At 70.2% G+C, this 10,881-nt stretch carries 11 protein-coding genes and 3 pseudogenes; 7 read left to right on the top strand and 7 right to left on the bottom strand.

Features of this window, described 5'->3' with window-relative positions:
- Window positions 1-575 (bottom strand): annotated as a pseudogene (locus tag HOY81_RS26015) (regulator); the annotation flags it as partial.
- A gap of 248 nt (window positions 576-823) precedes the next feature.
- Between HOY81_RS26015 and lipB the strand changes: the two are divergent.
- The 4 genes from lipB (at window position 824) to HOY81_RS25995 (ending at window position 4,022) form a co-directional block, all read left to right on the top strand.
- A complete protein-coding gene (lipB, locus tag HOY81_RS26010; protein WP_237323157.1) occupies window positions 824-1,627 on the top strand; it encodes a lipoyl(octanoyl) transferase LipB in 804 nt (267 codons plus the stop codon).
- A gap of 135 nt (window positions 1,628-1,762) precedes the next feature.
- Entirely contained in the window at window positions 1,763-2,701 is a 939-nt protein-coding gene (gene lipA / locus HOY81_RS26005) for a lipoyl synthase (protein ID WP_237323156.1), read from the top strand.
- A gap of 444 nt (window positions 2,702-3,145) precedes the next feature.
- On the top strand, window positions 3,146-3,316 hold the full coding sequence (locus HOY81_RS26000) for a hypothetical protein (RefSeq protein WP_237323155.1): 171 nt from the start codon (window positions 3,146-3,148) through the stop codon (window positions 3,314-3,316).
- A gap of 10 nt (window positions 3,317-3,326) precedes the next feature.
- The gene (locus HOY81_RS25995) at window positions 3,327-4,022 is read left to right on the top strand and encodes a DUF4191 domain-containing protein (RefSeq protein WP_237323154.1); all 696 of its coding nucleotides are present in this window, start codon (window positions 3,327-3,329) and stop codon (window positions 4,020-4,022) included.
- Between the two features lie 349 nt (window positions 4,023-4,371).
- Here the strand turns inward: HOY81_RS25995 and HOY81_RS25990 are convergent, their stop codons facing one another.
- A complete protein-coding gene (locus tag HOY81_RS25990) occupies window positions 4,372-4,842 on the bottom strand; it encodes an RDD family protein (protein ID WP_237323153.1) in 471 nt (156 codons plus the stop codon).
- Between the two features lie 204 nt (window positions 4,843-5,046).
- Here HOY81_RS25990 and glnA point away from each other — a divergent pair, with 204 nt between their 5' ends.
- Entirely contained in the window at window positions 5,047-6,462 is a 1,416-nt protein-coding gene (glnA, locus tag HOY81_RS25985; protein ID WP_237323152.1) for a type I glutamate--ammonia ligase, read from the top strand.
- Between the two features lie 1,094 nt (window positions 6,463-7,556).
- On the top strand, window positions 7,557-7,853 hold the full coding sequence (locus tag HOY81_RS25980) for an integrase core domain-containing protein (protein WP_237323151.1): 297 nt from the start codon (window positions 7,557-7,559) through the stop codon (window positions 7,851-7,853).
- Between the two features lie 24 nt (window positions 7,854-7,877).
- Here the strand turns inward: HOY81_RS25980 and HOY81_RS25975 are convergent.
- From HOY81_RS25975 to HOY81_RS25955, 5 genes and pseudogenes are all read right to left on the bottom strand, one after another.
- Window positions 7,878-8,474, bottom strand: a pseudogene (locus HOY81_RS25975) (IS3 family transposase); the annotation flags it as partial.
- A 41-nt stretch (window positions 8,475-8,515) separates the two neighbouring features.
- A complete protein-coding gene (locus HOY81_RS25970) occupies window positions 8,516-8,842 on the bottom strand; it encodes a transposase (protein WP_237323150.1) in 327 nt (108 codons plus the stop codon).
- 47 nt (window positions 8,843-8,889) lie between these two features.
- Window positions 8,890-9,336, bottom strand: coding sequence for a transposase (locus tag HOY81_RS25965; protein WP_237323149.1), 447 nt, complete (start codon window positions 9,334-9,336; stop codon window positions 8,890-8,892).
- 30 nt (window positions 9,337-9,366) lie between these two features.
- Window positions 9,367-9,507 (bottom strand): hypothetical protein, encoded by a 141-nt coding sequence (locus HOY81_RS25960; RefSeq protein WP_237323148.1) that lies wholly within the window; start codon window positions 9,505-9,507, stop codon window positions 9,367-9,369.
- A gap of 198 nt (window positions 9,508-9,705) precedes the next feature.
- Complete coding sequence (locus tag HOY81_RS25955; RefSeq protein WP_237323147.1) at window positions 9,706-10,284, bottom strand: chloramphenicol phosphotransferase CPT family protein; 579 nt, start codon at window positions 10,282-10,284, stop codon at window positions 9,706-9,708.
- A gap of 309 nt (window positions 10,285-10,593) precedes the next feature.
- On the opposite strand from HOY81_RS25955, the pseudogene HOY81_RS25950 reads away from it, so the two are divergent.
- Window positions 10,594-10,881 (top strand): annotated as a pseudogene (locus HOY81_RS25950) (hypothetical protein); the annotation flags it as partial.

Here is a 10,881-nt window from a genome sequence, read left to right as displayed (position 1 = left end):
GGGGACCAAGCGGCCCCGGGCCCGCCCCGGGCCTGGGCGGGCACCCGGGCGCCGCCTGCGCCCCGTGCCCCGTCCGGACCGGCGCCGTCCGCACCGGCCTCCGGCCCCCGGGCCACCCGCTCGTCGGGGCGCCCGATCAGCCAGTCGCGGCTCGGGACGACCAGCCCGGCCGGGGTGAAGGCGATCTTGCGCAGCTCCGCGTGGCTGCCGGAGTCCTTCCGCCACAGCCCGCTCACGATGTCCACGGCCTCCGCCGGGGTGGCGGCGAACTCCAGCCCGGCGTAGACGGGTGCGCAGGCGTCCAGGCCGAGGTCCTGGGCGGAGAGCCGGCGGCCCAGGCGCCGGGTGAACACCTCGGCGATCAGCGCGGGCGTGGTCCCGCGTGGCTGCTGCCCGCGCAGCCAGCGTGTCACGGACGTCTTGTCGTAGCGCAGATCGAGACCGTGTTCCAGGCCGAGCTGGTCCACCCGGCGGGCGAGACCGGCGTTGGAGAATCCGGCCTCGGCAATGAGTGCGGCGAGCTGGCGGTTGGGAGTGCGCTGCTGGGAGGAGCCCCCAGGTCGTTCCGTCGTCATCGGCTTTACGGTCTCCTGCCTCACGGCTTGTGGCAGACGCCGGGGCGCCCGGTCGGATCGGCGCGAATGTAATGTGCCGCCGGTCGTCGTTGCTGCTGACCGTCGCGTAATCATCCGTACGTGTGAGGAGGCGGCCGCCTGCCGGGACCTGCCCGGACGGCCGTACAGTGGGCAGCGTGCGCGCCGGCCGTGCCGGCCGGCGGCCGCGGCGGAGCGGCGCGGCACGTGGACGTTCGGGAGGAGCTGCCATGGGGAGTCCCCGGCAGGACGAGGGGAACGGCGAGCTGCGCTTCGCGCACCTGGGCTTCGGCGCCGAGGCCGTGGAGTACACGGCGGCGTGGCAGGAACAGCGCCGGGTGCACGCGGCGCGCTTCGCGGACGAGGTGCCGGACACCTGCCTGCTGCTGGAACACCCGCCCGTCTACACCGCGGGGCGGCGCACCGAGGACAGCGAGCGCCCGCTGGACGGCACCCCGGTGGTGGACGTCGACCGCGGCGGCAAGATCACCTGGCACGGCCCCGGCCAGCTCGTCGGCTACCCCATCCTGAAGCTGCCGCGCCCGGTGGACGTGGTCGCGCACGTCCGGCGCCTGGAGGAGGCGCTGATCCGGACGTGCGCGGAGTTCGGCCTGGAGACCACCCGGGTGGAGGGTCGCAGCGGGGTGTGGGTGCTCGGCGACCCGCTGCCGGCGGAGACCGGCGGGCTGGCGCTGGACTTCGACCCCCGCCTGCACGACGAGGAGTTCGACCCGCGGATGAGCGGCCCGGAGTACGCCCCGTCCAACGCCGGGCAGCGCCGCGAGGACCGCAAGATCGCGGCCATCGGCGTCCGGGTGGCCAAGGGCGTCACCATGCACGGTTTCGCGCTGAACTGCGATCCGGACAACACCTGGTTCGACCGGATCGTGCCCTGCGGCATCCGGGACGCCGGGGTCACCTCGCTCTCGAACGAGCTGGGCCGGACGGTGGGCGTGGCGGAGGTGCTGCCCGTCGTGGAGAAGCACCTGCGCGCGGTGCTGGAGGCGGCGGAGCCGCTGCCGCGCGCCGGGTGACCGCGCGGTCACCCGGACGGCCCTCGCGCACGCCCGGCGGCCTGCGACCGGCAGGCGGCGGGGGCCGCAGGGGAACACACAGCGGGGCGTACCCTGGTACGCACCGACGATTCGAAAGTCAGTAGGGAGCCGGACGTGTCCGCTGTCGCACCCGACGGTCGCAAGCTGCTCCGCCTGGAGGTCCGGAACAGCCAGACCCCCATCGAGCGCAAACCCGAGTGGATCAAGACCCGGGCGAAGATGGGCCCCGAGTACAACGCGCTGCAGAAACTCGTGAAGGACGAGGGGCTGCACACCGTCTGCCAGGAGGCCGGCTGCCCGAACATCTTCGAGTGCTGGGAGGACCGCGAGGCCACCTTCCTCATCGGCGGCGAGCAGTGCACCCGGCGCTGCGACTTCTGCCAGATCGACACCGGCAAGCCCGCCGAGCTGGACCGCGACGAGCCGCGCCGCGTCGCCGAGTCCGTGGAGCAGATGGAGCTGCGTTACGCCACCATCACCGGCGTGGCGCGCGACGACCTGGAGGACGGCGGCGCCTGGCTCTACGCGGAGACGGTCCGCCAGATCCACGCCGCGATGCCGGACACCGGCGTCGAGCTGCTGATCCCGGACTTCAACGCGGTGCCCGAGCAGCTCGCGGAGGTCTTCTCGTCCCGCCCCGAGGTGCTGGCGCACAACGTCGAGACGGTGCCGCGGATCTTCAAGCGCATCCGCCCGGCCTTCCGCTACGAGCGCTCCCTCGAGGTGCTCACCCGCGCCCGCGAGGACGGGCTGGTCACCAAGTCCAACCTCATCCTGGGCATGGGAGAGACCCGGGAGGAGGTCAGCGAGGCCCTGCGCGACCTGCACGGCGCGGGCTGCGAGCTGATCACCATCACCCAGTACCTGCGGCCCTCGGCCCGGCACCACCCGGTGGAGCGCTGGGTCAAGCCGCAGGAGTTCGTGGAGCTCCAGCAGGAGGCCGAGGAGATCGGCTTCGCAGGCGTGATGTCCGGGCCGCTGGTGCGCTCCTCGTACCGCGCCGGGCGGCTCTACCGGCAGGCCATGGAGGCCCGGGCGGCGCAGGCGGCCTGAGGCCGGCCCGGCCCGCCGCACCGCCCGGTTCCACGGCCGGGCGGGCACACCGCCCGTTTCCGGGGGCCGTCTGCGGGCCGTACGCCCCGGCCCGCCCGGGCTCTGCCTGCGCTCTGCGGCCCCGCTCCCCCGGCCCCGCCCCCGCGCTGCTCCGTGCGGGTCGTCCTCCGTCCGGGCGCCGCTCCCGGCGGGCTGCACCGGAGAGGGCGGAGAGGGGGCGGCGCCCGGCCGCGCACCGCCGGCGCCGTCCGCGGGCCGCCGGCCTGCGGGGAAGCCGTCCGGACGCCACGACGCCGGCGCCGCGGGCGGCCCGCCCCGGCGCCGTGGCCGAAGACCGCCCCGGAACCGCCGCACGGCTTTGACGTGTCCGACATGCACTGGTAACACCTGTGTGTGACGCTGTCCTCACGCCTCGTACACACACCCCTGCCGGAGGTCACTGTCATGCGGACCGCGCTGCGCACTCTCGAAGAGATCCTGCTGAGCACCGGGCAGCGCACGGCACGGCGCAACGCCTGGTCGGCGGTCCAGGAGGACCGCCGCCGGGCGCAGGCCCGTGCGCGGGCCCAGCAGGTGCTGGAGGCCGGGAGGACCCCGGGCAGGACGGCCACGTAGACTTCGTCGTATGGCGAGGCAGGAGACATCCGAGAACCCGGGGCGGCTGAAGCAGATCGCCCTGACCTACAAGATGACCCGGCGCGTGGACCGGACGATCGGCTGGCTCCTGGCCGGGGTGGGTCTCGGCACGTTCGGCATCCTGCTGGCCCTCGGCTTTCTCCTGGGCCACCCGGTCTACCTGGGCATTCTCGGCGTCCTGCTCGCCTTCCTGACCACCGCGATCGTCTTCGGGCGGCGTGCGGAGCGGGCGGCCTTCGGACAGATGGAGGGCCAGCCCGGCGCCGCGGCCGCGGTGCTGGAGAACGTCGGCCGCGGGTGGAACGTCACCCCGGCGGTCGCGATGAACCGCAACCAGGACGTGGTGCACCGGGCGGTGGGCAAGCCCGGCATCGTCCTGGTGGCCGAGGGCAACCCGAACCGGGTGCGCTCTCTGCTGGCCTCGGAGAAGAAGAAGATGGCCCGCGTGGTGGCGGACGTGCCGGTGCACGACCTGGTCGTGGGCAACGACGAGGGCCAGGTCCCGCTGAAGAAGCTGCGGACCACCATGCTGAAGCTGCCCCGGGTGCTCAACGGCAGCCAGATCACCCAGGTGAACGACCGGCTGCGGGCGATGGGTGACCTGATGAGCAACATGCCGCTCCCGAAGGGGCCGATGCCCAAGGGGATGCGCCTCCCCCGCGGCCAGGGCGGCGGCCGGCGCTGAGGCCCCTCCGGGGGCGAGGCGGCGCGGGGCAGGGCTCCGCCCGTACGGCGCCCTTGTCCGTACGGTGGGCGGCCGCCCCGGTGAGCGGGTCGCCCCGGTGAGACGCGCGCACGCGCCCCCGGCAGGGCGCGCGAGGCGCGGAGGCGGGTGAGGCGGAGCCGAGCGCTCCGGCCTCACCCGCCTCTTCGTATACGTCGCCGCGGGCACGGCGCCCCGCCACGAGCCCGGCGCCCGGCCACACGGTGCCTGCGGCGCCCGCTCGGCGGGCGCCGACCGTGCCCGTGCCCCGGACACACCGGCCGGACACCGTCCGCCGGGACCGGCCGGCCCGGCAGGAGGCCCCCGGACGTCAGATGCGGACCTGGACAGCGCCGGAGAGCTGGTCGTGCAGGCCGCGTCCGTCCCGGTCCCAGATCAGCGCCGGCACGGCGAGGCCGAGCAGCGCCGTCCGGACCAGCACCCGCCAGGCGGGCAGCCGGCCGAGCCCGTGCACCGAGACCACCCGCAGGCCGAGCAGCCGCTTGCCGGGCGTGGAGCCGACCGTGCCCACCGTCAGCAGGCTCATGACCAGGAACACCGCGAGCGCCCAGTTGTTCGTGGCGCCCAGCTCCCCGCCGGCGAGCCAGCCGTAGGCGATGACCACGGCCAGCGCCCAGTCGACGAAGATCGCCCCGAACCGCCGCCCGAGTGAGGCGACGGAGCCGGTGCCCTCCGCCGGGAGACCGAGACGTTCCCCTCGGTAACCGAAGTCCGCGCCCATGCCCTCGGCCGTGGCCCGGGGGCCGGAGAGCCAGGATCCGATCGCTTCCCTGTTGTCCACCCGTCAACGGTATCGCGGGGGAAAACGACCTTGTGCGCCGGTCACCAGCGGATTCCCGGCTGTCGCCCGGTTAACATCCGCGAAACAATAGGGTCATGCCCGAGAAATGCCCTCTGCCTATGGTCGGGCACCAGCGCTCAGGCACAGCCGTGCGCCCCGAGGCAGCAAAGCCCGTCCCCTCGCGGCGGGACTAGGAGGAGTTGGATGTTCCAGAACGCCGACGAGGCTCAGAAGTACATCGCGGACCAGGACGTGAAGTTCGTCGACGTCCGGTTCTGCGACCTGCCGGGCATCATGCAGCACTTCACGGTCCCGGCGGAGGCCTTCAGCCCGGACGAGAACCTCATGTTCGACGGCTCGTCGATCCGGGGCTTCCAGGCCATTCACGAGTCGGACATGGCCCTGGTACCGGACCTGTCCACCGCCCGTGTGGACCCGTTCCGCCGGGACAGGACGCTCAACATCAACTTCTTCATCCACGACCCGGTCACCGGCGAGCAGTACAGCCGTGACCCGCGGAACGTCGCGAAGAAGGCCGAGGCCTACCTCGCCTCCTCCGGTATCGCCGACACCGCCTTCTTCGGCCCGGAGGCCGAGTTCTACGTCTTCGACGACGTGCGCTTCGAGACCAAGGCGAACGCCGGCTACTACCACATCGACTCCGAGGCCGGCGCCTGGAACACCGGCGCCGTCGAGGACGGCGGCAACCGCGGCTACAAGGTCCGCTACAAGGGCGGCTACTTCCCGGCCCCGCCGGTCGACCACTTCGCCGACCTGCGCGCCGAGATCAGCCTGGAGCTGAACAGGGCCGGCCTGCAGGTCGAGCGCCAGCACCACGAGGTCGGCACCGCGGGCCAGGCCGAGATCAACTACAAGTTCAACACGCTGCTGGCCGCCGCCGACGACCTGATGCTCTTCAAGTACATCGTGAAGAACACGGCGTGGCGGAACGGCAAGACCGCGACCTTCATGCCCAAGCCGATCTTCGGCGACAACGGCTCCGGCATGCACGTCCACCAGTCCCTGTGGTCCGGCGGCGAGCCGCTCTTCTACGACGAGCAGGGCTACGCGGGCCTCTCCGACACCGCCCGCTACTACATCGGCGGCATCCTCAAGCACGCCCCGTCGCTGCTGGCCTTCACCAACCCGACGGTGAACTCCTACCACCGCCTGGTGCCGGGCTTCGAGGCGCCGGTGAACCTGGTCTACTCGCAGCGCAACCGGTCCGCCGCGATGCGTATCCCGATCACGGGTGCGAACCCGAAGGCAAAGCGCGTCGAGTTCCGCGCCCCGGACCCGTCCTCCAACCCGTACCTGGCCTTCTCGGCCCTGCTGCTGGCCGGTCTGGACGGCGTCAAGAACAAGATCGAGCCCGCCGAGCCGATCGACAAGGACCTCTACGAGCTCGCCCCCGAGGAGCACGCGGGCGTCCCGCAGGTCCCGACCTCCCTCCCGGCGGTCCTGGACGCCCTCGAGGCGGACAACGAGTACCTCCAGGCGGGCGGCGTCTTCACCGCGGACCTGATCGAGACCTGGATCGACTACAAGCGCACCAACGAGATCGCCCCGATGCAGCTCCGCCCGCACCCGCACGAGTTCGAGCTGTACTTCGACATCTGAGAGCCGCCACGGAGTGGAGCGGGCGACCGCTTCGTCCCCCGCCGGTCCGTGGCCGCCGGCCGTGTCCCTCACGAGGGGCACGGCCGGCGGCCTCCTTTGCGGCTGGGAGTCGCCCCGGCGGGGGCTGGCCTCCGCACTCCACTCAGCCGATCGTCATGCAGTGGGTCTGCATCTCTCGCACGATCTGTAACCGGACGCCTTCGCATCGTGGAGTAACATCCAGCTGGCTTCGCCCGGCCGACGTAGCTTCCCTCCGATAAGTCCGCACCCGTCATCGCGATGGAATACATCCCTACTGCCCGGCAGACTGGGACGTACAAGGACAGCAGGCAGGTCGTGAATGCGGACGAGCTCCTGTTCCTTGCATTCCAACTCGACCCGTTGGGCGGGAAGGGGATCGTGCGCCAGACGCAACTCCTCGGCGGCCCGTGCCGCCTCCCCTCGATCGAAATACTCGCTGGCCGCTGCCCGATGTCGCTTTGCGGCTTGCGACCGTCGTTCCTCGTACCGATCCTGGTCCCGATGCAGCCAGCCCAGCTGCTCGGACAACATGAACCGAGCGGCGTCTTCTGGTCCGCAGGCCTCACTCACGGGCAGTTCTGGAGCAGTCACAGAGTTCTTTTCCGTTTCGATCCGACAGGACACGTGCCCCGTGCCAGGGTGCGGCGCCGGGTTGCAGCGAGCTTAGCTCTCGCTGCCAGGTGAGGTGCCTCCTCACGCGATCCCCGCAGGCCTGTCGGCTCCCGAGGCACGGGGGGCTGCTCCGTGATCGGGTGACATCTGATCTGGCTCTCCCGTAGGGCAGCCTGGAAGGATGTAGCCGGTGCCAGTCCCTCCCCTCAAGAGTTGCGTGACGACGTCGGCCGCATAGCCCGCAACCGTGAGCAGGGCGTCACCGAAACGCGGCGCAGGAGGATCTGAACCACCTCAACGAACACACCTAGACGAGTGAGTCCGATGTGATCAGTGGTCGTATGCGATCAGTGATCTGGTGGTGGCTGCTTCGGTGTGGTGGTTGTGCCAGATCGCGGCGGCCATCGCCAGGATGCGCTGGGCGACGCGGACCGCTACGCCCTCGAAGGTGCGGCCGCCGTGTGCAACGATCAGTTGAACTCGCCCAATACACCAGCGCCGCCTACACCACTCTGAGCAGGCAGTTCGGCGTCCAGCTCTCCGTCGGCCGGACCGGACAGTGCTGGGACAACGCACTTGCCGAGTCCTTCTTCGCCACCCTCAAACGCGAACTGCTCGGCAGCCGCCCTTGGCCCACCCGGGCCCGCGCCCACAGCGCGATCTTCGACTTCATCGAACGCTGGTACAACCTGCGCAGACTCCACAGCAGCCTCGGCTACCGCAGCCCGGCAGAATACGAAGCCGCACTCGCGGCCTGACCACCACCACACCAACCGTGTCCGTCAAACCGGAACAAGCTCACTGCCGGCATCGCTGTGGTGCACGAGCTCGCCGGGTCTGTGACGGTGTCCGTCTCGGTCGCGTTGCCAGATGCCCATCTCGACCGCGTCCAGGACGAGCCTGGTCTGCTTTGTCATCGCGGCGGACCAGCCGACGATACGGCGGGAGAAGGTGTCCACGACGAAGGCGACATAGACGACGCCGGCCCAGGCGGCGACGTGGGTGAAGTCCGCGACCCAGTACCGGTTCGGTGCAGGGGCGACGAAATCGCGGTCGATCAGGTCCGGCGCCCGCGCCGCCGACGGCTCCGGGACGGTGGTGACCACCTTCTTGCCGCGGACGGCCCCGGCGATGCCCAGCTCGCGCATCAGCCGTTCCACCGTGCAGCGGGCGACCTGGTGGCCGCGCCGGTTCAGCTCACGCCACACCTTCCTCGCTCCATAGACGCGGTAGTTGTCCTCGAAGACCTGGGTGATCAGCGTCTTCGTCTCCGCGTCGCGGACCGTCCTTGCGGACGGACGGGCCAGGCGTTCTTTGTAGGCGTAGTAGGTGGAGGGGGCGATGCTGCAGTCGTGCAGGGACAGCACGCGGCAGATCGGCTCGACACCGCCGAAGCGGTCCCGGTACTCGTCGACGAACGCTACGAGCGCAGGTGTGGCCGGTCGAGCTCGGCCGCGAAGAAAGTCGACGCCGCCTTGAGGATCTCGTTCGCCCTCTTCAGCTCGGCGTTCTCCTTCTTCAGCCGTTTGATCTGCTCGGACTCCTCCGTGGTCGTCCCCGGCCGCTGACCAGAGTCGATCTGGTCCCGGCGCACCCACGTGCGCACGGTCTCGGCGGCGCCGATTCCGAGCTTGGAGGCGACCGCCTTCATCGCGGCCCACTCAGTGTCGTAGTCGGGCCGCACCTCGGCGACCATCCGCACTGCACGACGGCGAAGCTCAGCGGGATAAGGGGAGGGACGTGCCATGACTCAATCCTCTCAGGGAATCGAGCCTCCACCGACCACGGGGCGGTTCAGACGCCCCGAGCGGCGAGGTCGGCCTCGAACTCGCGGGAGGCGAAGCCTTTGTCCGCGATCAGCAACAGGCCCGGCCGGTCGGTGGCCAGGTGCGGTTCGCGGTCCAGGACCGCCGTGAGGACTTCGCGCTCGTCGATCTTCGGGCTGGCCAGGGCCCAGGTGATGGGCATCCCGGCCGGGGTGCACACCAGGAACAGCCTCAGGCCCCAGTAGAAGCGGCTGCGGGAGCGGCAGTAGCCGTAGGCCGTCCAGCCAGCCAGGTCCGAGCGCTTGACGGTCGGCCTGGACCGGCCGCACTCGACCGGGGTGGAGTCGGTGATCCACACGTTGTCGAACCAGAAGGCCGTATCGGCGGCCAGTTCCCGGATGACACGTTTGACCAGGGGTAAAGCGGTACGCAGCCGCTTGTTGTAGCCGGACTGCTGGGGGAGGTAGGGGAACATGCCCGACAGGTGGCTCCGGGCGAAGCGCAGTCAGCGGGCCTCGGAGTGGAAGCCCAGCACGGCCTGGGCAACGGCCAGACAGACGAGTTCGGAGTCGCTCAGCCGGGGCGGCCTGCCAATCCACCGGGTTCCTCCGATCTCGTCGTCGATCTTCACGTACAGTGCGGTCAAGAGGGTGTTCAGGTCTTGCGTCACAACGTGATCTTGAACACCCTCCTTTCATGCCTGACCACCGACCCCAGACATCGGGACTTACTCGTCTACTACTCCAGCCGTAGATGTGGATCTTCATTCCCAGGCTCTTCCCGTAAGGATCAGCCCCGGGGCTCAGGTGCCGGCCACGAGCGAACCAGGCCGAGTAGGCATGCCTCACGCCGTCAGCGGTCCCCGGCCGTCAGTCAGGTGGCGTCGGCGGAGGCGGGTGAAGGCGGTGGGGCTGGGGCGGTGCGGGAGAAACTCCTTGATCCGCCGCGCGCACTCACGTGGGCTTGCCGCGCTGGTGTCGCACTCCAGGTCGTAGTCACCGTGGCCGTGGACCAGGTCGTACTGGTGCGCCGCGAGGCCCGGCGGGCGGTCGCCCCGGGCCAGCTCGCGGCGCACCAGTTCGTCCAACGGGCAGTGGACACCGACGAACAGCACGTCCTCAGGCCGCAGCAGTGTCAGGCAGTCGAGCAGCCGCCACGGCTCGCTCAGCACATGGTCGACCACGATGTCGTTGCCCGCTTCGGCCATGGCCGCGATCGAGCGGTGGAAGCCCATCCTGGTCCGCCGCAGCGCGGCATTGAGTTCCTCCCCGCCGAGCTCCCGCTTACTGCGCATCGCGTTGAAGCCGTCGACCGCCATGTGGAAGAAGACACCATCGTCCAGGATGCCCAGAAGCTCCCTGGCGATGCTCGACTTCCCCGAGCTGGAGGTGCCATTGAGGAAAATGATCCGACCAAATGCCATATCGACATGATCACACGTTGCCGGCGCCGCGCTCAGGAGATCTCCAGCGGATCTCGGCGACCAGCAGGATCCGCAAGAGAACCCGATCCACAACATGGAGTGTGATCGAGTCGGCGGAACCTGGCGCGGAGACGGCTACGGCCACCGGTGATCATCGTGAGGTGTTCCACCACTGACTTCACACCGGCCCGAGTCGCTGAGCGCTACTTGGAGGCCCTGTCGTGACACTCTTCGACGCCGTCCTCCTGTCGCACGACGAGCCGATGCAACTCCCTGCATTCCCGGCTCCAGCGGACGCTCGGTGGGTCGGTGAAGCGGCTGCATGGCGTGCACGGGATGCGCCGGGCCTATCGGCTGTGCGCCGAGGTCGTTGACCGCGAACAGTTCTTCCTCGCCGATGGCGACTTCGCTATCGGGGCCGAGGTCGATTCCGCCGCTGTCGAGCCGCTGGAAGAGGGCGTGTCCATGCGGGTGTGGCGGGCGGTCAACCCAGTCAACGGCCTGACCTATGGCTACGGCGGTCTGAAGCTCATCCGCCGCAGTGAGCGTTTTCCAACCTGTCGGGCTGGGCGGGTAGTTGGACTGGAGGGCGGTGTC

Origin of the sequence: Streptomyces sp. JJ36 (genome assembly GCF_021696945.1) — a bacterium.
Classification (GTDB): domain Bacteria; phylum Actinomycetota; class Actinomycetes; order Streptomycetales; family Streptomycetaceae; genus Streptomyces.
The sequence above is the reverse complement of the archived record's forward strand: the minus strand, read 5'-3'. Positions and strand labels throughout refer to the sequence as shown.